The organism is Actinopolyspora alba (genome assembly GCF_900112765.1).
Taxonomy (GTDB): Bacteria; Actinomycetota; Actinomycetes; order Mycobacteriales; family Pseudonocardiaceae; genus Actinopolyspora; species Actinopolyspora alba.
Genome location: NZ_FOMZ01000013.1, coordinates 16,443 through 42,739 on the forward strand (window position 1 = coordinate 16,443; position 26,297 = coordinate 42,739).

19 protein-coding genes, 1 pseudogene and 1 riboswitch are annotated in these 26,297 nt (G+C 66.9%); of the genes and pseudogenes, 8 read left to right on the plus strand and 12 right to left on the minus strand.

Annotated elements, in window-relative coordinates; translation table 11 throughout:
* Positions 1 to 8: 8 nt before the first annotated feature.
* Genes BM150_RS18505 through BM150_RS18520 form a run of 4 tightly spaced genes read right to left on the minus strand, consistent with a single transcriptional unit; the run spans position 9 to position 2,752 of the window.
* Positions 9 to 596 carry a GTP-binding protein gene (locus BM150_RS18505; protein WP_092928590.1) on the minus strand — a complete coding sequence of 196 codons (588 nt, stop codon included), beginning with the start codon at positions 594 to 596 and terminating at the stop codon, positions 9 to 11.
* Positions 574 to 930 (minus strand): DUF742 domain-containing protein, encoded by a 357-nt coding sequence (locus BM150_RS18510; protein ID WP_092928591.1) that lies wholly within the window; start codon positions 928 to 930, stop codon positions 574 to 576. Before BM150_RS18510 ends, BM150_RS18505 begins: the two co-directional genes overlap by 23 nt.
* A complete protein-coding gene (locus tag BM150_RS18515; RefSeq protein WP_092928592.1) occupies positions 927 to 1,343 on the minus strand; it encodes a roadblock/LC7 domain-containing protein in 417 nt (138 codons plus the stop codon). The genes BM150_RS18510 and BM150_RS18515 overlap by 4 nt, the downstream gene beginning before the upstream one ends.
* A 20-nt stretch (positions 1,344 to 1,363) precedes the next feature.
* Positions 1,364 to 2,752, minus strand: coding sequence for a sensor histidine kinase (locus BM150_RS18520; protein WP_175496904.1), 1,389 nt, complete (start codon positions 2,750 to 2,752; stop codon positions 1,364 to 1,366).
* Positions 2,753 to 3,509: 757 nt separating this feature from the next.
* Between BM150_RS18520 and BM150_RS18525 the strand changes: the two are divergent.
* The 4 genes and pseudogenes from BM150_RS18525 to BM150_RS18540 all read left to right on the plus strand — a co-directional run bounded on the left by BM150_RS18525 (position 3,510) and on the right by BM150_RS18540 (position 5,620).
* Positions 3,510 to 4,297: pseudogene (locus BM150_RS18525) on the plus strand (IS5 family transposase).
* Between the two features lie 242 nt (positions 4,298 to 4,539).
* On the plus strand, positions 4,540 to 4,806 hold the full coding sequence (locus BM150_RS18530; RefSeq protein WP_092928594.1) for an antitoxin: 267 nt from the start codon (positions 4,540 to 4,542) through the stop codon (positions 4,804 to 4,806).
* A 98-nt stretch (positions 4,807 to 4,904) separates the two neighbouring features.
* Complete coding sequence (locus tag BM150_RS18535; RefSeq protein ID WP_092928595.1) at positions 4,905 to 5,459, plus strand: IS607 family transposase; 555 nt, start codon at positions 4,905 to 4,907, stop codon at positions 5,457 to 5,459.
* Complete coding sequence (locus BM150_RS18540) at positions 5,456 to 5,620, plus strand: helix-turn-helix domain-containing protein (protein ID WP_245755596.1); 165 nt, start codon at positions 5,456 to 5,458, stop codon at positions 5,618 to 5,620. The genes BM150_RS18535 and BM150_RS18540 overlap by 4 nt, the downstream gene beginning before the upstream one ends.
* 719 nt (positions 5,621 to 6,339) lie before the next feature.
* Here the strand turns inward: BM150_RS18540 and BM150_RS18545 are convergent.
* Positions 6,340 to 6,723 (minus strand): winged helix-turn-helix transcriptional regulator, encoded by a 384-nt coding sequence (locus tag BM150_RS18545; RefSeq protein ID WP_092928596.1) that lies wholly within the window; start codon positions 6,721 to 6,723, stop codon positions 6,340 to 6,342.
* A 226-nt stretch (positions 6,724 to 6,949) separates the two neighbouring features.
* Between BM150_RS18545 and BM150_RS18550 the strand changes: the two genes are divergently transcribed.
* From BM150_RS18550 to BM150_RS18560, 3 genes are all read left to right on the plus strand, one after another.
* Positions 6,950 to 8,197 carry an MFS transporter gene (locus tag BM150_RS18550; RefSeq protein WP_092928597.1) on the plus strand — a complete coding sequence of 416 codons (1,248 nt, stop codon included), beginning with the start codon at positions 6,950 to 6,952 and terminating at the stop codon, positions 8,195 to 8,197.
* 1,244 nt (positions 8,198 to 9,441) lie between these two features.
* Positions 9,442 to 12,657 carry an alpha-L-rhamnosidase gene (locus BM150_RS18555; protein WP_092928598.1) on the plus strand — a complete coding sequence of 1,072 codons (3,216 nt, stop codon included), beginning with the start codon at positions 9,442 to 9,444 and terminating at the stop codon, positions 12,655 to 12,657.
* Positions 12,654 to 15,614, plus strand: a complete 2,961-nt coding sequence (locus tag BM150_RS18560; RefSeq protein ID WP_092928599.1) for a glycosyl hydrolase — start codon at positions 12,654 to 12,656, stop codon at positions 15,612 to 15,614. The genes BM150_RS18555 and BM150_RS18560 overlap by 4 nt, the downstream gene beginning before the upstream one ends.
* Positions 15,615 to 15,927: 313 nt before the next feature.
* Here BM150_RS18560 and BM150_RS18565 read toward each other — a convergent pair whose 3' ends face one another.
* The 5 genes from BM150_RS18565 to BM150_RS18585 all read right to left on the minus strand — a co-directional run bounded on the left by BM150_RS18565 (position 15,928) and on the right by BM150_RS18585 (position 22,009).
* Positions 15,928 to 16,674, minus strand: coding sequence for a (2Fe-2S)-binding protein (locus BM150_RS18565; RefSeq protein WP_092928600.1), 747 nt, complete (start codon positions 16,672 to 16,674; stop codon positions 15,928 to 15,930).
* A 51-nt stretch (positions 16,675 to 16,725) separates the two neighbouring features.
* Entirely contained in the window at positions 16,726 to 17,511 is a 786-nt protein-coding gene (locus tag BM150_RS18570) for an ABC transporter ATP-binding protein (protein ID WP_092928601.1), read from the minus strand.
* Positions 17,508 to 18,656: a FecCD family ABC transporter permease gene (locus BM150_RS18575; protein ID WP_245755597.1), complete on the minus strand. Its 1,149-nt coding sequence runs from the start codon at positions 18,654 to 18,656 to the stop codon at positions 17,508 to 17,510. Before BM150_RS18575 ends, BM150_RS18570 begins: the two co-directional genes overlap by 4 nt.
* Before the next feature lie 11 nt (positions 18,657 to 18,667).
* A complete protein-coding gene (locus BM150_RS18580) occupies positions 18,668 to 19,705 on the minus strand; it encodes an ABC transporter substrate-binding protein (protein ID WP_092928602.1) in 1,038 nt (345 codons plus the stop codon).
* A gap of 20 nt (positions 19,706 to 19,725) precedes the next feature.
* Positions 19,726 to 19,896, minus strand: a riboswitch (cobalamin riboswitch).
* Positions 19,897 to 20,035: 139 nt separating this feature from the next.
* On the minus strand, positions 20,036 to 22,009 hold the full coding sequence (locus BM150_RS18585) for a hypothetical protein (protein WP_092928603.1): 1,974 nt from the start codon (positions 22,007 to 22,009) through the stop codon (positions 20,036 to 20,038).
* 551 nt (positions 22,010 to 22,560) lie between these two features.
* Here BM150_RS18585 and BM150_RS18590 point away from each other — a divergent pair.
* Positions 22,561 to 24,444 (plus strand): LamG-like jellyroll fold domain-containing protein, encoded by a 1,884-nt coding sequence (locus BM150_RS18590; RefSeq protein WP_092928604.1) that lies wholly within the window; start codon positions 22,561 to 22,563, stop codon positions 24,442 to 24,444.
* Between the two features lie 64 nt (positions 24,445 to 24,508).
* On the opposite strand, the gene BM150_RS18595 is transcribed toward BM150_RS18590, so the two are convergent.
* Together BM150_RS18595 and BM150_RS18600 are read right to left on the minus strand one after the other, a co-directional pair.
* Positions 24,509 to 25,207, minus strand: a complete 699-nt coding sequence (locus BM150_RS18595; protein WP_245755598.1) for a CHAP domain-containing protein — start codon at positions 25,205 to 25,207, stop codon at positions 24,509 to 24,511.
* 210 nt (positions 25,208 to 25,417) lie between these two features.
* Complete coding sequence (locus BM150_RS18600) at positions 25,418 to 26,278, minus strand: pectate lyase (protein ID WP_092928680.1); 861 nt, start codon at positions 26,276 to 26,278, stop codon at positions 25,418 to 25,420.
* Positions 26,279 to 26,297 lie beyond the last annotated feature (19 nt).

Here is a 26,297-nt window from a genome sequence, read left to right on the forward strand (position 1 = left end):
CCCTGGGGTCAGCCGATGGGTTGCGGTGAGGACGTCGTCGATACGTGTTCGAGCAGCGTGATGAGTGTTCGCGTCGCGGCGTGGGAGTCGCGGGCATCGCACATCACCAGCGGAACGCTCAGGGGCAGCGCGAGAGCGTTCCGCACCTCGTCGGGGGTGTAGTACATCGCGTTGTCGAATTCGTTGACGGCGACCAGGAAGTAGATCCCTCGTTGCTCGAAGAATTCGATCGCTCCGAAACAGTCCTGAAGTCGACGCGTGTCGGCCAGCACTATGGCACCGACGGTGCCGCGGGACAGCTCGTCCCACATGAACCAGAAGCGATCCTGGCCCGGAGTGCCGAACAGATACAACGCGATGTTGTCGTCGGGGAAGGTGATGCGGCCGAAATCCATGGCCACCGTGGTGGTGGACTTTCCTTCCACACCAGCCAGACTGTCCGTGTCGACACTGGCCGTGGTGAGGTGCTCCTCGGTGTTCAGCGGCTCGATCTCACTGGACGCGCCGACGAAGGTGGTTTTCCCGGCGCCGAATCCGCCCGCGATGAGAATTTTGAGCTGCCAGGGGAATGCGTCAGAGTCGGCTTCTAAGCCCATGGAGTACCTTCTCGATCAGGTCCGGGGTGACGTCAGCGGTCGCGGTTGGATCGTGAGTGGTTACCGCACCGGTGCCGATGAGATCGGAAAGCAGAATTTTGACGACCACCGCGGGTTGCCGCAAGTGTCCTGCTACCTCGGCGACTGTGGTCGGGGAGCGGCACAGCCGCAACGTCTGGGAGTGCTCGGGTCCCAGCACGTCGTGAGACACCTGCCCCGTGCTGCGCACCATGGACAGCAGGTCCAGTGTCGCGCTGGGGTGGGTGCGCCCGTTGGTGACCAGGTAGGGCCGTATCCCCTGCTCGCGTGGTGGGTGACCGTCGAATGCGCTCATACCGGCCGACTCTCCTCCGCCGGGGAACGTCGTGACGGCGTGGCCAGACTGCTGGGCACTTTCCTGCCGAGCTGCTGCATCTCGTAGCTGAGAACCCCGGCGTTGACCGTGCTGTCGGCCAGGACAGCGAGGATACTGCCGGCACTGGCGGCCGTGATCGCCAGGATACTGCCGTCACCGAGTTCGGCATTGGCTTGGCGCATCCCGTGTCCACCCCCGAAGCATTTGCCCACTTCCTGGACCAGCGAGCACAAGGGGCTGGCAAGGGAAGCCAGCCGGTCCGCGTCATCGCGCTCCAGACCGTAGTAGAACCGCGGAATCGCATCGGTGGACAGTAAGAGGGCGCTTCGGGTGTGGGGAACCTGGTTGACCAGGTTCGCGAGTAGCCAGGTCAGATCCTGTGGCTGGGTCACGGTCGACTCCTTGGGGCGTTTCAGGCGGACGTCGAAGGGTTTCGCCGATCTTCTGACGAAGCTGACTGGTCGGACTCGGACTGGCTGAAGGCGCTCAACAACCCCGTGTTGTGGCCGGGGATCGGGGTGACGCTCTCCTGCCGTGTCCGCAACTGTTCCGGAAGGTTGTCCGTGCCGGGCCTGCGTTGCGGAAGCTGTGACGCGTCACCTCGACGGCGCTCCCCGCCCGTGGGTGAGCTCGTCGTCTCCGCCGATGGGGGAGCGGTCCACGCCGGCGGTGACGTCGACGCCGGTTCAGAAGTGGGTGGTGCCGGTGTGTGTCTTTCGGGCGAAGGTTCGGCAGCGGGCGCTGCTACGTCGCCGGTCCATTGCATCCGACTGGGAGAGTGAGAACGGGAAACCGGCGGTGGTGGCCCGCCGGAAGGTGGCGGCGGCGTGGGCGTCAGCTCTTGGGCAGCGGGACCGGGCTGCGCGGGTTCCGAGGGTGAGGTGGTGAGCAAGCTGTCCGGCAGCAGGACGACCGCTTCCATCCCTCCGTAGATGCTGCTCTGCAGGCGGACCCTGATGTTGTAGCGCTGCGCGAGGACTCGGACCACCGACAACCCGATCCGTCCGTCCGCGAGGAGCTCGTCGAGGTCGACCCGATCGGCGTCCTCGAGCAGGCGGTTGTACCGGTGGATCTCCTCGCTAGTCATACCAAGACCACGGTCCTGGATCTCGATGGCCACGCCGGCCGTGACGGTTTCGGTCCGCACCACCACAGGAGTGTTGTTGCTGGAGAATTGGGTGGCGTTTTCCAGCAGCTCCGCCAACAGGTGAATCACCTCAGCGGTGGCGGGCCCTTTCAGCATTCCCTCCACCGCGGTCATCTTCACTCGGGAGTAGTGCTCGATCTCAGCCACGGCGGAGCGCAACACTGTCTGGAGGCTCACGTCCTCCTGTGTTTGTCGCTGCGGCGCTTTACCACCGAGTATGGCCAGACTTTCCGCCTGTCGGCGAGACAGGTTGACGAGGTGGTCCACGCGGAACAGGCGCGCGAGAAGATCGGGGTCTTCCACCTGGTGTTCGGCTTCGTCGATTTCGGTGATCGCTCGGTCGGCCATGGCCTCCAGGCCCCGTGCCAACTTGGCGAACGCGGCTTGGAGCGCGTCGTTGCCGTAGGAGGGGGAGGAGAGCCCGTCGGCTGCGGAGCCCGTGTCAGCAGCGGCGGCAGCGTCAACTCTGACCGCCTCGTGCTTTCGTCGGAGTTGTCGGAGACCGTTTCTGGTCCGCTTGACCGCGATGAAACCGACCAGCCCGGCTGACGCGATCGCCAAAGCACAAAGGGCGAGTGCGGCTCCCAGGAACGAACGATCGACGGTCACCAGCATAGCCGTGACAGCCCCCAGCACGAGGAGCGACGGCACCACCGGCAGCAGGGTAAGCCACAGGATGCGGTTCCGTAGATCCGCGGCAGCTTGATCCGAACAGCCCTCGGGGCCATCGTCCTCAAGACAGCCGGCAGTAGGTAACAGTGCAGACATCAAGGTCCTCTAAGCAGCGATGTACAACGGACGGGTGGTACGGCCTCATATTTGAATCGATGAACGTGGCATCTCCGGCTCACCCTGTTCCACGTATCCGCACACGGTGCCACCGACCATGTCCGCCACTCCTCGCAGCTCCATTGCATGGATTATCCTGTGTGATCTTGCGAAAGCAGATCGTACCTCAGCCAGGTGTACGTACTCGGATCCTCCGCGAGGAGCAATCACGAACCTGTGACCAGGTAGGACAGGGTGCACATCCGAGGGAAGAGGATTCACCCGGTGTAGTTACCTAAGGCAGTGTCTCATTTGGTGAGTTTTTCGTAGCGGGTGAGGGCAGCGGCGCGGGCGGCAGAAGCCGGGCGATGTCGTTGCTGTTGTTCCCGGTGAGGATCCCCTGTCACGGGAGAGCCCGCGCCATTGGTGATCGGGGGTGCTCGTGTCCGTTTTTCCCGATACACCGGCCTTGGCGCTGTCCGGAGCACCACTTTTTGGTCTGGAATTGTGCGGAATCCGCGAGCGTCCACGACCAGTCGAAGGGCCCGGCCGCGGTTAGGGCGTGACTGGTGGATCTTGTGGTCGTTGGTCAGGTGTGTCGTATGGCGAGTTGTCCGATCGGGAGTGGGAGCGGTTGGAGCCGATGTTGCCGCAGGTCACGCCGCAGCGGGGTGGTCGGTGGCGGGAGCATCGGCAGGTGGTCGAGGGCATGATCTTCAAAGACCGCACCAGCTGCCCGTGGCGGGACCTGCCGGAGCGGTTCGGTCCGTGGCAGACGGTGCAGTCTCGTTTCTACCGGTGGGCCGAGGACGGCACCTGGGATCGGATCCTGACCGAGCTGCAGCGGGCCGCCGATGCCGCCAGTGAGGTGGACTGGACGGTCAGTGTGGATTCCACCGTGGTGCGCGCCCACCAGCACGCCGCCGGAGCAAAAGGGGGCACCCGCAAGCACTAGGCCGGTCCCGAGGAGGGCTGAGCACCAAGATTCACCTCGCTGTCGACGGACGAGGCCGTCCGCTGAGTCTGCTGATCACGCCGGGACAAGCCGGTGATGCTCCGCAGTGTCTGCCGTTGTTGGCGGCCATCCGAGTTCCCCGCCCGGGGCGTGGGCACCCGCGCACCAGACCGGTGCGCATCATTGCCGACAAGGCCTACTCCTCACGAGCAATCCGGGCCCACCTACGGCGTCGCGGCATCGCCGCCACCATCCCGGAACCAGCCGACCAGGCCGGACACCGCCACAGGCGAGGCTCGGCGGGAGGCCGCCCACCCGCCTTCGAGCCCACTGTCTACCGGCAGCGCAACATCGTCGAACGCAGCATCAACCGCCTCAAGCAATGGCGCGGCATCGCCACCCGCTTCCACAAGAAAGCCCACTACTTCCACGCCACCCTGACCCTAGCCAGCATCCTCCTCTGGCTCCGCACCTGATCCACCAGTCACGCTCTAGTTCGATCCGTTCCCGCACCGCCTTCAAACCCCGACCTGTGTTCCTTCGGGGCCTCGGGAACACCGTGCCCACGCGGATCGTTGACATAACGAGGCGTAATCGCGGCTGGTCATGGAAAAAGAGGGCCTGGCGAAGTTTACCCGAGCCGCAATCAGGGTAAAGCGATGACACGCCTGAGGGCCTTCAGTGGTCCGTGTACCGATTCGGCGAAGGAGAGGCCGACATGAGCATGATGGACAAGCTGAAGGGGCTCGCCGGCAAGAGCCCGGACAAGGTCAAGCAGGGTATCGACAAGGCGTCGACCTTCGCGGACGAGAAGACCGGCGGCAAGTACCACGACAAGATCAGTAAGGGCTCTGAGCAGGTCCGGAATTTCGTCGACAAGCAGGGGACGCGGTCCCAGGGCGACCAGGAGGGTCGGCAAAGCCCCGGGCAGCAGGGACCCGATCAGGGTGGCGACCAGTCCCAAAGCGGCCCGTCCCGCCAGTAACGGGTTTCGCGGAAGAACTGGGCGGGGCAAACAACAGTTCCGGTGTCTGTGTGATTTCGTGTTGATCTGTGTTGAAATGTCCCCGTGAGGCTGAAGGAGTGGGTGCAGGAGCAGGGGTTTCGTACCGGACCGCGTTGAACTGGTTCCACGCGGGTATCCTGCCCGTGCCCGCTCGCCAGTTGCCTACCGGCACGATCCTGGTCGAACCGCCCACCGCCGACACCGGACGGGTGGTGGCGTACTGCCGGGTATCTAGTGCCGATCAGCGCGACGATCTCGACCGGCAAGCGGGTCGAGTGGCCCAGGAGTGCGCTCGCCGTGGTCTCACACTGGATGCCACGGTCACCGAGATCGTTTCGGGTCTGAACGTAAACCGGTGCAAGCTGGCGAAGCTGCTGGCTGATCCAACCGTGTCCACGATCGTGGTGGAGCATCGTGACCGGTTGGCCCGATTCGGGGTGCAACACCTGGAAGCCGCGCTGTCCGCCCAGTCCCGCCGGGTTGTCGTACTCGATGACACCGAGGTCACCGATGACCTGGCGCGCGATGTGACCGAGGTGCTGACCTCGATGTGTGCCCGGTTGTACGGGCGCCGGTCGGTGGCCAAGCGCGCCAAAGCAGCCATGAAGGCCGTCGAGGTGCCGCCGCGATGAGCACGGTGTTGCAGGCGTACCAGTTCGCGCTTGACCCGACCGAGCAGCAGCAGGACATGTTGTCGTCGCATTGCGGTGCGTCCCGGTTCGCCTACAACTGGGCGCTCGCGCAGGTCAAGGCGGTGCTGGACCAGCGGGCAGCGGCCGGTCCGCACCAGTAACTCGTCTTCCGTGGCTGGTACTCGATGTCGAGGGAATTCTTGGCCGGTTGGGGCGAAGCGGCTGGTGTGCCGCGTGCCGCGTGCCGCGTGCGGGTCGGTCTCGGAGGCCGACGCGGACGGCGACCGCCCCTCGGGGGCGAATCGACGCGCGATTCCGGCGGTGGAAAGGCTCGCTTCTCGTGCATCGCGACCGGGGTAAACGCGGAGCCAGACCCCTTAGAGGCCGAGGTATCGGCCACCGACAGCACACCGATGCTCAGTGCCGCGGCCAAGCACAGTGAGGCGACCGCAACCAGCAGCCTGGTCATCCATGGACCTCTCATTCGGGGTGATGTGATCACAAACACGCCCATGATTGCGCGAATGGGTGATCAATAACTGCTCTGAATGGATTAACACCTGGGAGTTTTGCGTCACGTTCTCACTGCGAGTGCACAGCTAATTTCCACGAGTCATCAAGTGGTGTCGGTGTGGCCAGGTGAGAAAACAGCGCTCGAGCGTGCGCGACTTTCCAATCCGAGCATGTCCGTGATCGCGCCCCTGCGCACGCCGACGAGGTCGATACCGCGGACGTGAGCGTCGTCGAGGCCGGGCACCGAGCTCGGTACTGGACACCCCGGGGCGGTTCATCCGGCAAGGCGTTTCTGCCCCCATCGTCTTCCGTGCTCATGCCGCGCTCGACTGCCGGGCTCGGGGGAGCCGTGGGGCGGGGGAAGGGTTCACTCCGGGGATGTGGGCGGTGTGATTGTGTCCGGGTTTTCGAGGTGCTCGCGGTACTTCTTTCCCCAGTCGTCGAGACGGTGGATGAGTTCCCGCAGGCTGGTGCCGAGCTCGGTCAGGCAGTACTCGGTACGCGGCGGGACCTCGGCGTGGACGGTGCGTCGTACGAGGCCGTGTTCTTCGAGCTCGCGGAGCTGGCGAGTGAGCATCCGCTGGGTGATATTGGGCATCGCGCGCTTGAGCTGGCCGAACCGCTGCGTGCCGGCCAGGAGATGCTTGAGGATGAGAAGTTTCCACTTCCCGCCGACGACGACCAGCGCGACTTCGACGTCGCAGTAGTCGGCCATCTCTTCGACTCGTTCCCGGAGCTGCACGGCGCTCACCTCGCACGGTATACAACGTGACCCTACGGCACATTCGAGTCAGTACTTGTTACTGCGACTCCGCTGTTGGATCGTACTTCCGTGTCCACGGAACTACGTGAAGCTACGACGCCTCGGATTGCGACCACGACGGCTCGCCGAGCCCTACCCTCAGTGGAACGGTTTCAAGCCGTCCGGCGCTGACCCGCCGATCCAGTTCCGATCAGCTCGCAGCTGAAGAGGTTCGATGTCTACCGCCGATGTCGGCACCGCGGTCGACCGCGGGGCGTGGTTTCGGGTCGCGGTGCTGACCTTCGCCACGTTCGCCGTGGGAACGTTGGAGTTCGTGCTCGCCGGTGTACTGCCCGAGTTCAGCCGGTCGTTGGGGGTGTCGGTCGGTGCGGCCGGGCAGACCGTCACGGTGTTCGCGGTGACCTGCGCGGTGCTCGCCCCGCTGTTGGCCGCCACCACCGCGACGTGGCACCGCCGCGCGGCGTTGCTGCTGGCGATCGGCCTGTACCTCGCCGGAGTCCTGCTCACCGCGCTCGCACCGAGCTTCGCGGTCGTGCTGCTGGGGATGGCCGTCGCGGCCGCCGGTGCAGGACTGTTCATCCCGACCGCCAGCGTGACCGCCTCCGCGCTGGTACCCCCGTCGTCGCGGGGACGCGCCATCGCCGCGGTCACCATCGGGCTCACCTCGGCGACCGCGCTCGGCGCACCGATCGGCACCGTGGTGGGGACCCTGTTCGGCTGGCGCGCCACCATATGGTTCGTCGCCGCCCTGGCCGTGCTCGCCCTAGGCTGTCTCGCGGCCTGGATTCCCGCGCTGGAGGGAATGTCGCCCACCAGCGTGCGGCAACGACTGGCGCCGCTGACCGACCGCCGGATCCTCACCGTCCTGGGAACGACGCTGGCCACTTTCACCGCCGTCTACATCGTCTACACCTACATCAGCGTCGTCTTCGAACCCGCCACCGGCGGAAGCGGAACCCGGTTGGCCGTGTTGATGTTCGTCTGGGGAACGGTGGGCACCTTCGGCAACCTCGCGGCCGGGGCCTGGTCCGACCGGGTCGGTGCCCGGCGGGTCGTGTCCACAGCGGTGGCGGTACTGGCGATCAGCTTCCTGATCCTGCCCTGGACCACCGGCACCTACATCTCCGCTCTCGTCGTGATCGTCGTTTACGGGCTCGCCGCGTGGGCGGTCACCGCACCGCAGCAGCACCGACTCATCACTCTCACTCCCTCGTCGGCCGCGTTGGTGGTCTCACTCAACGCGGCGTTCCTGTATCTCGCCATCGCACTGTCCGGTGTGATCGGCGCGGTGGGGATCGAAATCATCGGCAAGAGCCACCTGAGCTATCTCGCCGCCGGCATCGCCATCCTCGCCCTGTCACTGTCCGAATGGGCGCACCGGCAGGGGAGCCGGGCACCCACGACCTCGTTATCAACCCGAGCCGGGAGCAACGGCGAGTCACCGCGACGCTGTTCGTCCTGATTAGCGGTGTCGTCCGAGTGCGGCCGAGGCGTCGATCTCACCAGGTGGTGGAACGCTTGCGGATCAGCCGCGTAGACCTGGATGACCTCGGGTTTTCTGCGGTGTGGAGTTCGACGGAGCGGAACCGCCGTCGTTCGCGGTGACCGCCTATCGACCCGCACTGATCCACATTTCGCGGCGGAGTCACTGTGCTGGTCTTGATCGGTACTGGATCGCTTTTTCGCGGCAGGGGAGCAGTGCGAATTCGATGCCCCGGCAGGGTTCTCCGACCGGGGTGGAGGAACGGGCCACGAGAACGGGCAAAGGGGCGCACGTTGATCGGACGGCCGTTGTCGCTGTCGAAGCGCGTTGTTGTCAGGACACTCAGTAATGAAACGTCATAACAGTCGGATCGACCTCGTCTGAGACTGAGAGTTCTCAATATCCCCCTTTTGTCAGGTATTTCGATACTTCGTCGAACTGGGGTCTTGCTTCGAGGGGTGATCGCTGTCATAGTCCGTGAAACGTTTCATAGATGGAGGGTCCGATGTCAGTACCGGTGGCAGCCGAAGCGGCTCTCGCGCTACATGGCGTCTCCTGGCGGTTCGGGAGGGGGTGTGGCTCTGCTCGGGCTCGTCGCGCGTCGAGGTCGGCTCGGTGCGGGGCGGCCTTCGGCTCCACCGTGGAATCGAACGCCGTCGGAATCGTGGTGGTTTGCCAGGAGAGTCCGTCCCGTTCCCCGGGCTGTCGGTTGTCGAGAGCACCTTCACGGGCCGTCGACAGTGGTGCGGCGCGGCTCGGCGCTTGTCCGGCGATTCGCCGCAGGCCACACGGACGCGGGAAAAGAACCTAAGCAGATCTTTTCAACTGTCCGATGACTTGATGTACGGGAAGATATTCGGCCCCGTGGCCGCGTTTGTTCACGCGGCATCAGCACGCTGAGTTTTTCATTCCCGTATTGCGCAGAGGATCATGCGGGTGTGCGCGTCTGAGCGAGATGTGACTTTCCGTTGAAGCCGCCTTCGGTGCCCAGTGGCAACTCGCTGCGCGGGTGGTTCTTCCGGTTTCTGTTTTCCGCGGAACCCCTCGTCAACTGTCCTGTGCGTGATCCTCGTAGTGCCTGTGGTTGTCCGGATCATTCGAGGTGGTGGCGATGCGAGTTGTATTTGAACGTTTCACTTCGGCTGTTCGGGTCGAGATTCGTGATGGTGGCCGGTTTCCGGGGCTATCCGTAAGAAGTGACGAGCGGGAAGGAAACCGTGCTCATGGCTGAGATGTCGTCCGACTCGGACGGTGTGTCCCGCAGGAAATTTCTCCAGGTCACGGCCGCCGGTGCGGCCGGTCTGGCGGTCAGCGGCACAACGGTCGGTCTCGGGGTCGAAGTGGCGGAGGCCGCTGCCGCGGGCCGAGGGGCGGTCCGCGGCTTGTCGGTCGCGGGACGGTTCGACCACCCGCTGGGTGTGGACAACCGCACGCCGCTGCTCGCCTGGCGGCTGGAACGGGGAACCCAGCACGCTTACCGGATTCGCGCCGCGAGCAGCACGGCGAAGCTGCCCGATCCGGATCTGTGGGACACCGGCTGGGTGCGGTCCGGCACTTCGACCGGAGTCGCCTATGCCGGTAAGCCCCTCGGCGCGCGGCAGCAGGTCGTCTGGCAGGTGCGGATCACCGACGCTCACGGCACGGTCTCGGAGTGGAGCGCTCCGTCGGCGTGGGAGCTCGGACTGCTGGACCGGTCCGACTGGTCACCCGCTGTTTGGATCGAGCATCCCGACCGCGAGAACATCGATCCACTGCCCGTCTTCGCTCGTGGTTTCACCGTCGACGACGGCAGGACCGTGGATCGGGCACGGCTCTACCTGGCCGGACTCGGTGCCTATGACGCCACCCTGAACGGTCGGCGAGTCACCGACGCGGTACACCTGCCCGGCGACTCCAACCCGCAGCGGTCGGTCGAGGCGGGAACCTACGACGTCACCGAGCTGCTGGAAAGCGGCCCGAACGTCCTCGGCGTTCAACTCGGCAACGGCATCTTCAACGCCGTCGAGGTCACCAATCCGGCCGTGGGCCGAACCGAGGCCTACAACAAGTTCACCAGTGAGATCGTGCGGCCGACGACGCTCGCCACGGCGGCCGGAGCCGGTGACACGAGCATCAAGGTGGCCGATGTCGACGGTTTCGACGTCGGGGCCACGGTCAACATCGACACCGGCAATGGTGGCACCCTCCTCGAAAGCCGTGTCATCACGAAGGTGGGCACCGCCGGTGCGGACGGCAGCGGCATCGGTTTCACCGAGCCCCTCGCCCACGGACACGATGCGGGTGGCACCGTCACCCACTCCGGCACCGCCAACGAGACCCGCACCGCGATCAGCCCGCGCCTGCTGGCGCGTCTGGAAGTCGGCTACGCGGACGGATCCATCGACACGGTCGTCACCGATCGGCAGTGGCGCACCGCTCTCGGGCCGTCGGTCACCGACAGCTGGTACGCGGGCACCGACTACGACGCGCGCCGCGAACAGCCCGGTTGGGACCGGCCGGGTGCCGACCTGTCGGCCGCGGCCACGCGCAGGAACGGGGAACCGACCGGCTGGATCGCCGCGGGCATCGCCCCGCCGCCCAACCTGGCGACCGATCTCGCCTGGCGGCAGGGCGATCCGGTCGAGATCGTCGACACCGTCGCTCCGGTGGCCGTCACCGAGCCGAAACCCGGAACCTGGGTGTTCGACTTCGGACAGAACTTCTCCGCACTGTTCGACCTCCGTCTCGACGCTTCGGTACCGGCGGGAACCGTGATCAAGATGCGGCCCGCCGAGTCGCTGCACGGCGACGGCACCGTCGACGCGTCCAGCATGGGCAGCGACGAGCACATCTACGACACCTACACCACCGCTGGTGCATCGCAGGGTGAGAGGTGGCGCCCGCAGTTCGTGTACCACGGCTTCCAGTACGTCCAGCTCACCGGACTTCCCTCGGGGCACCGGGCGACGAGCGGGATGCTGACCGCGCTGCCGATCCGCGCGTCGATGGACGTCGCCGGCGACGTGTCCACATCCAGCGACATGGTCAACCGGATCCACCGGATGAGCACCTACTCGATCGCCAGCAACACGCAGTCGATCTTCACCGACTGTCCCAACCGCGAGAAACTGGGCTGGCTGGCCGACGTGCTGCATTCGATCCAGGCCATCGACCGCAACTTCGAGATGTCGGCCTATCTGCCGCACATGCAGCGGGTGATGCGTGAAGCCCAGCTCGCCTCGGGGCCCAGCGCGGGTATGGTTCCCGCACACGCCCCGGAATTCCCGGTGTTCGGCGGTGGCTACCGCGACGACATCAACTGGGGCAGTTCGGTGATCGTCTTGCCGTGGTGGCTGTGGCAGCACCACGGTGACACCGCGACGATGGCCGAGTACTACCCGGACATGGTCGGCTACCACGATTTCGTCCGCACGGTGCAGGCCGGTGCTGACGGCGGTACGAACCTCGTCCGTGGCGGGCTGGGTGACTGGGTGGCCGCGGACGACCGCACTCCCAAGTTGCTGACCGGCACCTACGCCTACTACCGGATGACCGACAAGCTGGCGCGGATGGCCGCCGCGCTCGGCAAGAATGCCGACGCGCGGCGTTACAGCGACCTCGCCGCGGACATCAAGGCCGAGTTCAACGCCCGCTTCTTCAACGACACGCTCCGGGCCTACACCAACGAGGGCAACGGTGGCACGGTCGGCACCCAGGCCGACGACGCGCTGGCGCTGGACGCGGGGCTGGTCCCGGACGGGCAGGAAAAGCACGTTCTCGACGACCTGGTCCGGCGGATCCACACCTACCACCCTTCCGGTGGGGGACCGCACCTCAGCGGCGGAACGATCTCGCTCGGCCCCACTTTCCGCGCGCTGACCGACGGCGGGCGCGCCGACGTCGTCTGGGACGTGCTGCACGAGACCACCAGGCCGAGCTACGGGGCTTTCCTGCGGCCCAGTGAAATGAACCCCCACGGCATGACCACCGTTCCGGAGCACTGGCACGCCCCGGAGAACAGTTCGTCGCTGAACCACATGATCCTGCTGCAGATCGACGAGTGGTTCAGCACGGGCTTGGCCGGGATCCGGCGCGCACCCGGCTCCGTCGCCTACGGAAAGGTTGTCGTCAAACCTCGGCTCGTCGGCACCGACGAGCACCCGCTCACTCACGTCGAGGGGCACTACGACGGCCCGCGTGGCCGGATCAGCAGCTCCTGGCGCCTGAAAGGCCAGGGCAGTCGGGATTTCGAGCTGGACGTCGTCATCCCGGCCAACTCGGTCGGCGAGATCCACGTTCCGACGATCCGCCCGCAGGCGGTGTGGCTCAACGGCCGTCATGTCCGCGCTTCCAAGGAAGTGAAGTTCGAGTCCTATACGGACGGCTGTGCCGTCTACTCGGTCGGACCGGGTAGCTACGGCTTCAGCTCACAACCGCACCAGGGTGGAGGTCACCGATGAACGAGGTATCCAGACGAACCATTCTCGCGGCGACGGCCGGGGCGGGCGTCGCCGCCGCCCTGCCGTGGAGCCTTCCGGGAGGCGGCAAGGCGGCCACGGCGCAGGGGTCCCACGCGGGTGCCTTCGCCGAGGCGTTCGCAGTCCCTCCTCGTTCGGTGCAGGGCAGGTTCCGCTGGTGGTGGCCACACGGCTTGGTCGATCCGACGGAGATCGCTCGGGAGATCGACCAGATCGCCGACGCCGGGTTCGGCGGTGTCGAGATCGCGGACGTGCACCACAGTGTCGAGGAGCCGTTGGACCCTGCCGGGCACGGCTGGGGCACCCGACCGTGGGTCGCGGCGGTGGAGGCGGCGCTGGGCAGGGCGGCCGAGCGCGACGTGACCGTCGACATCACGATCGGGCCGTCGTGGCCCGCCGCACTGCCCACCGTGACTCCGCAGAGCACGGCAGCCGTGAGCGAGTTGGCGCACGGGCTCGTGAAGGTCGACGGCGGCGGTTACGACGGTGAGGTTCCCGGCCCGGCGGTCGCACCCGCCTCCGGTGTCACCGAACGCAGGCTGCACACGGTGCAGGCCGCACGGCTCGCCGACGGCGCCGCCGTGGAGAAGCCGTACCACCTGGACGGGGCGAGCGTCACCGACCTCACCGCCTCCGTGCGCGACGGGCGCCTCAGGTTCACCGCCCCGGACGACGGCACCTGGCTGATCATCGCCACCTGGTTGCGCGGCTCGGGACAGCGCCCGGAAGCCGGTCCGCACACCGAGCCGGCGTCCTACGTCGTCGACCACTTCAGCGCGGCGGGCACCCAAGCCGTGATCGATTTCTGGGAAACGGAGATACTCAATCCGCGGCTCCGGGAACTGATCCGCCGTACCGGCGGATCGATGTTCGAGGACTCCATCGAACTGGAAACCGAAGCGACGCTGTGGACACCGGCCATGCTCGACGAGTTCCGGCGGCGCAAGGGATACGACCTGTTGCCGTACCTGCCGGTCGTGCTGCGGATGCACGAGGACGGTGTGTTCTCCTACGACGGCGTGACCGACCGTCGGGTGTCCGACGATCTCAACGACGTCCGCTCCGAGCTCTACATCGAGCACCACCTGCGCCCGCTGCGGGAATGGTTGCACGGAATCGGACTCGAGCTGCGCATCCAGCCGTACGGTCTGGAAACCGACGCGTTGGCGAGCGCCGCCATCATGGACACGCCCGAGGGCGAGTCGCTGGGGTTCAACAACCTCGACGACTTCCGCTCGCTGGCGGGTGGCCGCGACATGGGCGGCAACAAGCTGCTCTCCAGCGAGGCCGCCGCTGTCTACGGCGGCTCCTACAACACGACGTGGGACCACGTCGTGCGCACGGTTTCCCGTGAATACGCCGCGGGCGTCAACCAGGCGGTGCTGCACGGGTTCTCCTACGCCGACGCACCGGGAGCCCGGTGGCCCGGCTTCGCCGCGTTCACCCCCTACGACGGCGGTGTCGGCTACAGCGAGTCGTGGGGGCCGCGGCATCCGATCTGGCGCCACGCCCCCGACATCGCGGGGTTCATGGCACGTTCGCAGTTCGTGCTGCAGAGCGGGACGTCGCGAGTCGACGTGGCCTTCCTCCGCCAGAAGGGCTACGCCGGCACCGGTTTCGGTGCGGCGTGGTTCACCCCCGAGGGGATCCCGCTCGGCTGGACGCACCAGTTCCTCAGCCCGCGCCTGCTCGAACTTCCGTCGGCGCGAGTGGCAGGCGGCAGGCTGGCACCGGACGGCCCCGGGTACAAGATGCTCGTGTTCGAGGGGGACGCCTTCAACGGGCGGGTGGAGACGATGCCACTGGCCACGGCGCGGCGGTTGCTCGAGTTCGCCCGTGAGGGCCTGCCGATCCTCGCGGTCGGTGGTTGGGACGCGCCCACGGTTCCGGGGGCTCCCGAACCCGGCGAGAACGAAAAGCTCACCGAGGTCATGGCGCGGCTGCTCGCGCAGCCGTCGGTGCACCGCGTCGACAGCCGCGCGGGGATCCCGGACGGCGTGGCCACGCTGGGCCTGCGGCCGGACGTGCGCTACGCCGAGTCCTCCCCACTGCTGCACGCCCGACGCCACGACGATGACGCCGAGTACTACTACTTCGTCAACGGCTCCGACGACGAAGTGGTGAATCACGACGTCACCTTTGACACCACCGTGTGGCCGGTGATCCCGTATCGTCTCGACCTGTGGAACGGTAGCGTCGAGCGGGCTTTGGTCCACGAGTCCGAACGCGGCACCGTCCGGTTGCGGGTCCGCCTCGAACCCGGAGCCGCCACCGTGATCGTGCTGGCCCGACCGAACTGGCTCGGTGACGGTGTCGCGGCGGGACGCCGCGTGCGGTCCACCGATGCGGACTCGGTGAAGGAGATCGACGATCGGGTGGTGGTGCGCGCCGCGTCGGGCGGGACCTACCGCTCGACGTTGGCGAACGGCCGGACCGTGTCGACCCGGATCGCCTCGGTGCCGGACGAGATCCCCCTCACGGACTGGACGTTGACCGTCGAGGACTGGCGTCCCGGCGCTTCGCCTGCCGAGACGGACATCCGTAGACACGAGAGGGCACTCGACTCCCCGGTGCCGTGGACGGAACTGCCCGGTCTGGCGGATGTTTCCGGGGTGGGGCGTTATTCGGCCACGGTCCATCTCGGACCCGCCTGGACGGGTGGGCACGGCGCGTACCTGCGTCTCGGGGAGGTCTCCGACACGTTCCGCGTCTCGGTGAACGGAAACGAGCTGCCGCCCGCCGATCAGCAGGCCGGGGTCGTCGATGTGGGCGGTTTTCTCCGCGAGGGGCGCAACACGATCGAGATCGAGACGGCATCGACGCTGCTCAACCGGATGCGCGTCTTCCGCCCGGACGTGTACGGGACGGTCGACCGTTCCCGTTACGGCCTCGCCGGTCCGGTTCGTCTCGTCCCGTACGGCCAGGCCCGCCTGAAGTAGCCGACCTGGCCGCGTGCGCGACGACGCCTCGCGTGGTTTCCGGAACTCACGCCGGTTCCGCCCTTCCACGGATACGGCGGAACCGGCGTGAACAGGTCCGCTCAGATCTCCTGGCGTGTTCTGTTCGAAGTCTGCTTCGGCAGATGAGGCTGGTGATCAGATCGAGGAAGCCGCGGTCGTCCGCGACCAGTGATCTGGCCGTCCGAGTTCAGCTTGGCAGACCGCACCTGATGCGGCCTGTCGAAGTGCCCCGGTACTCGAGGAGGTCGGCGAACTCGGTTCAGGTCTGTGCGAGTGCTGGTTGATCAGCCTGTCAGTGCGGGGTGTTCTCGCGGAGCAGGGCGCGTCGTTGCTCGGGAGGGCGGCCGGGGCAGGATGAGCACTTGTCCTCGCCGGGCGCCCGGTAGAGCAGGCAGCACGAGGTTCGCTTGGTGAACAACCGGGATGCGTTCTCCCGCGAGTCGATCTCGGTGTAGCGCGGTGCGGGCATCGGGGCGTCCATGGCCGCGACCAGCGGTTCGGCCAGGGCGGTGGCCCGCCCCGGCGCACCTCGTGCGCGGCCGGCCCAGAGCAGGCACCCGGCGATGGCGTCGGTCGCGATCGCCCAGAGGGGGCGTTGTCGTATCCCGGCGGTGGCGGCCACCGAGGCGATGCTCCGTTCGAGGGTTCGCCGCAGCGCTTCGGCCAGTGGTTCCAGCCGGTCGCTGCCGGAGAGCACGCTCACCGAGGTGACCCCGGACAGCCTGCTGTCCGGTTGCCAGTGCAGCCGCAGATCGTCCAGCCGGGGCGACAGCGCCTCACCGGTGACGACGAACGAGGCGACCGATGGCGCGATCAGTCTGCTCGACGTCGAGAACCACCACAGGGTGGCCAGGACGCGCGCGTCGTCGGTGTGCCAGATCCGGCCGCGCAACCGCAGCTGCTCGGCCATCCAGTCGGGATTCTCGATGAGAGACGCGGGAACCCGCCCGCAGGTCTCGTCGGGAAGCAGTCGAGCGTGCTCGGTGGGGTTCATCCCGTCCAGCGTGCGGGTGAGCAGTTGGTCTGCGCGCGTGCTCATCTGTCTCCTTGGCGACAACGGCGGATCGCGGTCCGCGCGGTAACAGGCTGGTCAGTCTCCGAAGAGGACCGTCGGAGCACCCGTACGGGGATGAGTGCCGACCTCGATGTGCACGCCGTACACCTCGGACAACAGCGATTCGGTGAGCACCTCGACGGGGGTGCCGATCGCCACCGCTTCGCCCGCCGCCAGCACGCACAACCGGTCGCAGAAGCGGGCGGCCAGGTTCAGGTCGTGCAGCGCTGCGAGGGTCGTCACGTTCAGTCGGCGCACGAGTGCCAGCACATCGAACTGATGCCGCATGTCCAGGTGGTTGGTGGGCTCGTCGAGCACCAGCATCCCCGGTTCCTGTACCAGTGCCCGCGCGATGAGCACCCGCTGCTTCTCCCCGCCGGAGAGCTGGGCGAACTGACGGTGGGCCAGTTCGGCCATCTCGACCATCTCCAGCGACACGGTCACGATCCGCTCGTCGCCGAGGCGATCCCCGCCGATCCTCCGTCGGTGCGGCGCGCGTCCCATCGCGGCCACGTCGTGGGCGGTCAACTCGAACTCGGCGGGAGTCTCCTGCGGCAGGGCGGCCAGCCGACGTGCCAACGATCGGCGTGGCATCCGGAACACGTCTGCTCCGTCGAGCAGTACCCGCCCCTCGGTGGGCCGCAGTTGCCGGTATGCCGTGCGCAGCAGCGTCGACTTTCCGGCACCGTTGGGGCCGACCACACCGACCACTTCACCCGGTTCCGCCGTCAGCGACACCCCCGAGACGACTTCCCGGCCCCCTGCATTGCAGGAAACGTCCCGGATGTCCAACTCGGCCGGTCGCACTTCGTGGTGACTCATCGGTCCGTCTTTTCCCGGCGCGTCTGGCGACGCAGCAGCCACACGAAGAACGGGCCACCGCACAGCGCCGTGAGTACCCCGAGCTGGATCTCCTGCGGCGCGGCCACGGTTCGGGCGGCGAGGTCGGCGAGGATCAGAAACGTCGCCCCCAGCAGTGTCGCGGTCGGCAGTACGCGCCGGTGGTCCGCCCCGACCAGCATGCGCACCGCGTGCGGCACCATCAGGCCGACGAACCCGATGGCACCGCTGACCGCCACCATCACACCGGTCATCAGCGACACCAGCACGAACATTCCGGTGCGGAACCGGTGCACGTCCAGCCCCAGGGTTCCTGCCGACTCCTCGCCCGCGAGCAGCAGGTTCAGCGACCCGGACTGCCACAGCAGCACAGCCAGACCGACCAGCACCACGATCGCCGGTATCGGCAGCGTCCGCCACTCCGTTCCGGCGACGCTGCCCAACCTCCAGAACCGGATCGAGGCCATCAGGTGCGGATCGGAGGCGGTGCTCAGCAACAGATCGGTCAGCGCGGAGAGCACGTAGGACAACGCCACACCGGCGAGGACGAGGCGGGTGGTGGTCATCCGTCCACCCGAGCTCGCGAGGGCGTAGACCGCCGCCAGGGTGACCATCGAACCGGCGAACGCGGCCACCATCGGAGTGGCGAGCGTCCCGAGAACCGTGGCGCCGGTGACCAGTAACGTCACTGCGCCCAGGGATGCTCCCGACGAGATCCCGAGCAGGAAGGGATCGGCGAGCGGGTTGCGAACCAGTGCCTGCAGTGCGGTCCCCACGGCCGAGAGTCCGGCACCGACGATCCCGGCCAGCAGCACTCTGGGAAGCCGCACGTCCAGCAGGATCGTGTCGTAGGTGGCCGGCCACCCGGGATCGATCCATCCCGGGAACACCTGCTGACCGAGGATGGCGACCACGTCCGTCAAAGGTAGCGAGACCGACCCGACGGCGAGGCCGACGACGACGGCCACCATCAGTGCGGCGCCGAGCAGGACCAGCACCACCGGGTAGGAAACCCTGCGTTCGCGGGGCGAAACGCGCTCCGGGGCGGGGCGCGCCGAGTCCGCTGCCGGGTTCGATTCGACTGCCTGGTTCGTGTCCTCCGAGAAGGCGTCGACGGAGCTCCGCACGTTGCCACCGCTCAACGGAACCGTCCCGGATGTAGTTGTTCACTCAGGTCCGCTACGGCGCGGGGGACACGCACTCCGGCCACCGCGCTGGATAGCGGCAGCACCGCGAACCTTCGGTGCTCGATGGCGGGAACGCTCGCCAGCGCCGGCTTGTGCAGCAGCAGGCGTTTCTTCTGCTCGACCGTGGTCGATCCGTAGTCCAGGATCACGATCCGTTCGGGTCGCCGCTTGATCACCTGCTCCCAGGAGACGTCGACGAAGCCCTCGTGCTGATCGGCGAAGATGTTGCGACCGCCGGACATCCGGACGATGGCGTCGGCGATCCCGTCACCGCCCGCGGTGTAGGCCGACTTCGTGCCGCTGTCGTAGACGAACACGCTCACCGGTTTCACGTCGCCCAGCTCGCGCCGAGCTTCCGACCGCGTCGCGTTCATACGGTCGATGAGATCCCGCGCCCGTTCCGGTACGTCGAAGATCCTCGCGATCGTGCGGATCTCCTCGTGAATCTCGGAGGTACCCACCGGGCCGTCGGTGCAATTGGCGATGTTGAGGTGAGTCCTGATTCCCGCCTCGCGCAGTCGTTTACGCGAGCGCCCGTCCTGCTGGCCGAAGGCGGAGGAGTAACCGCCGTAGACGAAGTCGGGTGCCTGCCGCAGCAACGCCTCGTAGGAGGGGTACCGCTCTGCCAGCACCGGGATCCGCCGGTACTCCTCGCGATACTCCGCGAGGATGCGATCGTCCAGATAGGCGGTACCGACCATGCGGTCGGCCAGACCGAGCGCGAGCATGATCTCGGTGGTGTGCTGGTTCAGCGTCACCGCGCGTCTCGGTGGCCGTTGGTAGGTCGTGGTCTCTCCGCAGTTGGTGACCGTGACGGGGAACCCGGACGGGGAATCTTCCTGCGCACCGGCGTTCGTTCGCGCGCCGGTGGTGCCACATCCGGAGATCAGCGCGGTCAGTGTCAGTGCGGCCAGCACCGTGGCGGCGCGTCGTGGTCGGTCGCGTCCGGCGTGGGGCCGGGCGAAGATACATCTCGCCGGGTGGCGCATCGGTCCTCAATCCATCGTCGAGCGATACCTGCGCCGCAGCCGGTCTCCTGGCTTCCGGATCGTCACGTCCGCGCTGCCTTCCCGGCGTTTCGGCCAGTGGCGTCGTGGTGCGGGACGCTCCCCGGTCACAGTGGCGAGGACCACGCCGGACTCTCACCGGCTTCCCGTGCACTGCGGCGAAAGCCGAAGCTACACGTTCGAAGCGCGATATTGGACCTTCGCATGACGAACCCCACTCGCGCTCATCGTCGGTCGCCGCGTCGGAGCTCACCTCGATGACAACGAGCGACGATCATCGCCACACCTCGTCGACCGGGGTCACGCTGGTCACTACTTCTCGGTTGCCCGTTCGAGCGGTTCGACGATGATGTGTAGTTCCTCCAGGCCGATGGTGGCAGGGTGTCCGGAGTTCAATGCGACACTGAGCACTTCCATGGCCCCGCTCGGGGGTGGACTCGCGAGCAGCATCTCCAGAACCGCTTCCGGGCCGCTCGTCTCGAGGGCCTGGATCAGCTGTTCGGCCAGGCTCAGCGCCTGTTCCTGTTCGGTCAGGTCATTTTGATCGAGCGCGCCGTTGTTCACCAGGTTCTGGACCGCGAGCGGCCCGAGCACGTGATCCGAACGCAGCCGCCGCAGCAGAGTCGTGCCCTCGTTTGAGTTCGTGGCCAGCACTTCGAGCATGGCGGCGCCCCTGCTACGGAACGAACACCGCCGGACCGCGTCGATCAACCGCTCCGGGCCGTCGCTGTCGTGGACCGAGAGCCAGCGATCGATTTCCTCGCGGGCCGCCTCGGGTGGATGCCGTTCGGCGATCGTTCCGAGCAACTGCGCCGGTGTTGCCTCGGTCAGCTCGCCCACCAGAGGGGCGTATCGACCTTCGTCGAGCAACCAGATGCGCACACGCGCGGTCGCGGGCGGGGTCAGTCGGACGAGATCGACCGGACCGGCCCCGGAGTCCGGAGTAGTGCTGAGGTTTCCTCGCTCCGCTGCCTGCAGGGCGCCGATGCCGTCGTCGACGGCTGGATCCTCGGCAAGGTCGGCGAGGAAGGTCGGCTCAGCGATGCCGGTGGTCAGCTCCACGGCGCCGAGGAGGTCCAGTGCCCGGAGAATGCGCCACACCTCGTTGTCGGTCAGTCTCCGCACCAGTCCTCGCCGCGACTCGTCGAGATCGTCGAAGCCACAGGACAGCCATACGTTTTCCTGCAGGCGAACGACGGGAAAGGCTTCCGGCATGCCGAAAAGACTGCGCAGGATGTCCGGGACGATCTCGCGAAAGAACATGTCGGGCATCGCCGGGCCGTATCGAGGTGGTTCGAGGATCTCGTCGCCCAGTTCGACGATCGCGTCGAACGCCTTGTTCCACAGCCCCCTGCTGTCGCGCAGCAGTGGCCTCGCCTTCGCGATCGGCACCAGCCGATTCTTGACCACACGCACTACACGGGTCTTTTTGGCCCAGGCGACGATCAGTCCGAGTTCGGTTAGCTCGGCGCTGCTTTGGGTACGATACGTCCGGTCGCCGATGACGGGGTCGATCGTGTCGCCGGTGTTCAGTCGTGTCACCAGTTCCCGCGCGTCGGCGAGCTTGAGCCGGCCGGTATCGGTCAGTGCGCGACCGTCGCGGCCCAGCCATTCGACGAGCTCACGCAGACGCCATACGAGCGGGCTGTTCTCGGTGGTCTCGGCGAGCTCGTCCTCCGGTGGCAGTGACACCGGAGGCACCATCGGTGCCTGCCCGGGACTCACGTGGTCACCGTCGATGTGCCGAGCCGTGACGCGCTGGAGAGCGGCGCTGTCGTACTCGACCGTGTCCTCGTGGACCCGCTCGACGAAACGGTCCATCGCGGCGTGGTCGGTGGGATCCACACCCGAGTCGATCGCCGTCATCGCCCAGAACTTCGCGAGACCGAAGTTGCCGTTGTCCGACATGGCTTGGGGGAACTCGGTGGCCGCGTCGGTGATCGCGGCTTCGATGTCGGTCAGGTGGTCGCTTCCTGCCTCGATCAACTCGGTGTGGTGCAGGTAGCGGATCAACGTGCGCAGCGAGTTTGGTGCTGAGGAGACTTCCTCCGCGCGTGCCGAGATCGTGCGAGGCATCCAGATCAGCAGGAACTTTCCGGCGAGTTCCTTGGTCCAGAACGCCAGGCGTCCGTCGATACCTGTGTGTCGGAAATCCAGTGCGGCGGCGAGTACGAACGGGTCGGCGGTCAATTGTTGCCGGTCGGCCCACTCGGCGCACCTGCGCACCAGTAGATTCTTGGCGACCTCGAACTCGTCGTTCTCGGTGGGATCGTAATGTGTGCGCATTCAGCCGGAGGCTCTTTTCGTGGTCTGGTTCATGCCTCGTAACGAGGCTAGCGCTGTGGTCGTGTCCCGTGGTTCGCGGCCGCGTTACGTCCGTGACCACATCGCGAACGGAACCGCCCGCGCCGTTGGCCCGCCCGCGCCGTTGGTGGAGTACCGCTGAAGTGACGGTGGGGGCGTGGTGTTCGCTCTTGCCGACATCGAGCCACACGAAGGCGCCGATCTCGGCCGGCCCGGTCACGATGCTCCTGTGCGTTGCGGGGATTCCCGGCCTGACAGGTGGCATCGTTCAAGCTGGCGCCCCCATCGCGAGACAGCGTTCGTCGGATAGCGATGCTCACGGGGCGCGGCTCACCGGGCAGCGACGCGCCTTCCGATACAGCCGGAGAGGACGTGTCCACCCGTCGTGTTCACGAGGTGTCGGCGGGGCGAACGACGGCTCGCGCTCATCCGTTCGTGGCGCGGGGTTCGGTCGTGCGTTACCGCCACGCCAATCGTGGTGACCAGGCTGGCAGCGACCACGACCAGCCAGGAGATCCCGTTGGGAGAACACTGTGGAGTCCGATTCCGAACGCCGTGACGTCACCCGTCGCGGGCTGTTCCGCGCCGCCGCGGGCACATCAGTAGCGATAGCCGCGTCGTCGGCCACCGCGACCGTTGCCTCGGCCGACTCGCGGAACTCGTGGCACGGCCATTCCCACACCGACTCTTGTTTCACCCTGGCGGTGATGCCCGACACGCAGTACCTGATCGACGAGGGAGGTTCGGATCCCGAGCCGGTGCGCGAGGGTCTGCGGTGGGTGGCGGAAAATCGTCGAAAGCAGGACATCGCCTTTCTCGCCCATCTCGGCGATGTCAGCGAACACGGTACCGAGCGGGAGATGCGGATCGCCGATCGGGCGTTCCGCGGCATCGGACACCGGATGCCCTACAGCGTGCTGGGCGGCAATCACGACGTGTCGGGCGACGACCAGCGCGGCGACACGCCCTATCTGCGGACGTTCGGACCTGACCGATTCGCCCGGATGGACACCTACGGCGGCTCCTCGCCGGACGGTTACAACAGCTACCACGTCTTCGAGGGCGGTGGCAGGCGCTGGTTGCTGCTCGCGCTGGACTGGCGGGTCTCCGAACGCGGCGTGCGGTGGGCGCAGGGTGTCCTGGACGAGCATCCCGAGCTGCCGACGATCCTGACCACCCACGACCTGGTGTGGGCCGACGGCGACGGGCTCGCTCACCTCTCCGACCACGGGCAACGGCTGTGGAACGGGCTCATCCGCGGCAACGACCAAGTCTTCCTGGCGATCGGCGGCCACTACTGGCCGTGCGGCCGCACCACGCTGACCAACGACGCGGGCAACGCCGTGCACCTGCACCTCGCCAACTACCAGGACTACTACTACGGCGGTGCCGGGATGATCCGGCTGTACTCGTTCGATCCGGTGCGCGGCATGATCGACGTGGCGACGTTCTCGCCGTGGCTACGTGAGCAGCACACCGCACGGCGCTCGCCGCTGGAAGCCGAGAACGTGGAACTCACCACGAACGCGGACCGGTTCGGCGTCGAGATCGACTTCGAACAGCGGTTCGCGGGATTCGCCCCACCGATCTCGTCGCCGCAGCGCCCCGCCTCGGAAGTGGTGCACCGCGACACCGTCGCTTACTGGCGGTTCGACCGCTCGGGGTTCGTCGCCGGTAACGACGGTTCCCCTGTGGCGGCGGGAGCGATGGCGCGGGATCTCAGCGGCAACGGCAACGACCTGATCGTGGAACGCCTGCACGGCGGGCCGCCGGAGGTGCTGACCTTCTCCGGCGAACACCACGACGCCGCACCCGCCCACGCGAGTCTGCGGTTCGACGGCGGCCAGGATCCGAACAGGGGAGCGGTGCTGCGGGCGAAGCGGGACTCGCCGATCAACAGTGCGGGGTTCACCGGGGGATACACGATCGAGACGTTCCTCAAACTGCCCGAGCCGTTCCGGGGTTCGCACGCCTGGATGGGCATCCTCGGATGGGAGGGCCGCGCGGGGGACGCGGGCAAGGACGGCGGTTACTCGACCGACGACGCGCCGTGCGGCCTCGCGCTGTCCGGCGAGCGGTTCCTGCAGTACGTGGTCTATCCGCACAACCGCGACGACGACCCCACGTGCTGGAGCCACGCCCTGCCCGTCGGGCAGTGGGTGCACGTGGCCGTGGTCAACGACGGTCGACACACCACCGTGTACGTGGACCGGTCGAAGATCGCGCGCAATGCCGCCGCCCGGTCGAAGGGGATCACCACGCTCGGTGAGCCGTTCGCGCTCGGGGGCAAGCAGAGCGCTGGGCGCTACGGCCAGGGCTTCTACGGCTGGTTGGGTGATACCCGGATCACCGCTCGCGCGCTGCGGCCCGAGGAGTTCCTCAGTGCGGTGGGCTCGGACCACGGGCGGGGGCGTTGATCGGTACGAGGACCGAGGCGCGGACGGGCCACGATCGCGGCTGAGTCGGAGGCCGCAGCGGTCTTCACCAGGGACGCACGCCGCCGTAGAAGGTGTTCTCGCCGAGCTCGTGCGTCTTGCGCATTACCCTGTCGGGGTGGTCACCGGTGTTGCCCTCGATCAGGGTGACCTGCTCGCCCTGGAGCTTCTCGACCACCCCGATGTGGTGGCTGGAGTCGGGGGTCGCCGGGCCGGTGCCGAACAGCAGTACGTCGCCCGGTCTGGCTCGCTCCAGCTGCGCGCTGCCGTAGGCCGTGCCCTCGGTCTGTCCGGCCGTGTAGACGTCGCCGGTGAAGGCGAATTCCTCGTTCTCGACGTCCACCCCCGCCCTTTCCCAGGTCGACATGGCGAACAGCGCGCACCATGGCACGCACTGCTCGGAGTACTCGTGGCAGTTCTTGCCGGTCTCTTCGGTGCCGAGCTCGGCCTGTGCCGCCGTGACGATCTCCTCCCGCTCGGTGCCCGGGTCGGCCGTGACCACCGGCGCTGCCGTGTCTCCGCTCGGGGGTTCGGGCGGTCCTTCGGGGGTGGAAGGCATGAGCACGGCAGCCGTGATCGCGGCCGCCGCCGACAGGCTCGTCACGACTCCCAGCACCGCCACGCTCCTGCGAGGCCGGCGTGCGGCCGGTTCTCCGTTGCGGTCATCTCGGTGAGTCACGCCCAGCACCTCCCGCTCGGCGTTGACGAGTTCACCACCCGATATACCGTTCAGGAAACGTGTCAAAACGTTCCTGAGTCCCCCATTTTACCGTTCCGTTCCGGCAAGCTACCCCGGCGGAGCCCACCTCCGGGCGCGTCACCCGGGATGGGAGCCCCCGGACCGTCCCGCGGCACCCTTCCGGTGAGCGGCTAAATCGCGATGCGGTTCCACAGGACGGTCCCAGGGTGCGTTCGTCCTCCCGTTCGCCGAAGCTGTGCTCGACGAAACCGGGTGTCATTCGAAGTCGATGTCCCACGGGGCGTAGCGGCAATTCTTACTGGGGCCACTGCCGATCCGCTCGGGTTCGGCCCCGGTTTCGTTGCCTTCGTACGAGACGCAGATGTCCATCTCGGAGTCACCGACGACCGTGATGTCGGACAATGCGACGCTGTCGCCGTAATTGACATTGACTCCGGTCAGTTTCCCACCGGGTGCGGTGGCCGTGACGTCGTTGATGATCGCGTGGCGCTCGTACTGCGCGGTGCAGTTGCCGCAGGACAGGTAGAGCGTGCCGAAGTCCTCGACCCGGAAATCGTTGATCAGCATGGTTCCCGGGCCGTTGTGCTGGAAAACCTTGTCCTCGGCTGCCCGCGCACCACCACCGTCGATCACCATCAGGTCCGAGGGGGAACCGGCCGCCAGTGTCGCGGCGTCCTCGCCGACGTCCTCCCACCACACGTTCCGCAGGGTGCAGGAGCCGAGGCAGTGGATACCGTCGGAAGCCGGTGCGCCGATGATCACGTTTCGCAGCGTCGCACCGTCCTCGAGCTCGAAGACCGGGGGCTGATCCTCGGCTTGGCCTCCTCCGCCGAGGTCGCCCTTCCCGTAGTAGCGGGTGAGCTCACCGTCCATCGTTCCCTCGACCGTGATCGTGGAGTCGACGGCCTGCTCACCCCGTGCCTCGGGAATGGGGACGGCCCCGGTGGCGGGGTTTTCGGCGTGGCCGACAGGAGCGGCCACGGCCATGCCCAGCACGGTCAGCGCGCTCAGCGCCGCCGAGTACAGGCCTTTTCTGGCACGGGAGGAAATGCGGGGTAACAACGGTTCTCCTTTTCCGGCGGGGAAAACGTTTTCCTCGAAGTTACGGTGCGTCATCAGTAGAACCAAGCGGCTG

Excerpts from the sequence above, each read along its gene's own strand:
- BM150_RS18530 (WP_092928594.1), top strand. The coding sequence starts at position 4,540 with ATGAGCATGATGGACAAGCTGAAGGGGCTCGCCGGCAAGAGCCCGGAC.
- BM150_RS18580 (WP_092928602.1), bottom strand. The coding sequence starts at position 19,705 with ATGCGCCACCCGGCGAGATGTATCTTCGCCCGGCCCCACGCCGGACGC.
- BM150_RS18570 (WP_092928601.1), bottom strand. The coding sequence starts at position 17,511 with ATGAGTCACCACGAAGTGCGACCGGCCGAGTTGGACATCCGGGACGTT.
- BM150_RS18560 (WP_092928599.1), top strand. The coding sequence starts at position 12,654 with ATGAACGAGGTATCCAGACGAACCATTCTCGCGGCGACGGCCGGGGCG.
- BM150_RS18505 (WP_092928590.1), bottom strand. The coding sequence starts at position 596 with ATGGGCTTAGAAGCCGACTCTGACGCATTCCCCTGGCAGCTCAAAATT.
- BM150_RS18540 (WP_245755596.1), top strand. The coding sequence starts at position 5,456 with ATGAGCACGGTGTTGCAGGCGTACCAGTTCGCGCTTGACCCGACCGAG.
- BM150_RS18510 (WP_092928591.1), bottom strand. The coding sequence starts at position 930 with ATGAGCGCATTCGACGGTCACCCACCACGCGAGCAGGGGATACGGCCC.
- BM150_RS18585 (WP_092928603.1), bottom strand. The coding sequence starts at position 22,009 with ATGCGCACACATTACGATCCCACCGAGAACGACGAGTTCGAGGTCGCC.
- BM150_RS18600 (WP_092928680.1), bottom strand. The coding sequence starts at position 26,278 with ATGACGCACCGTAACTTCGAGGAAAACGTTTTCCCCGCCGGAAAAGGA.
- BM150_RS18550 (WP_092928597.1), top strand. The coding sequence starts at position 6,950 with ATGTCTACCGCCGATGTCGGCACCGCGGTCGACCGCGGGGCGTGGTTT.
- BM150_RS18555 (WP_092928598.1), top strand. The coding sequence starts at position 9,442 with ATGGCTGAGATGTCGTCCGACTCGGACGGTGTGTCCCGCAGGAAATTT.
- BM150_RS18565 (WP_092928600.1), bottom strand. The coding sequence starts at position 16,674 with ATGAGCACGCGCGCAGACCAACTGCTCACCCGCACGCTGGACGGGATG.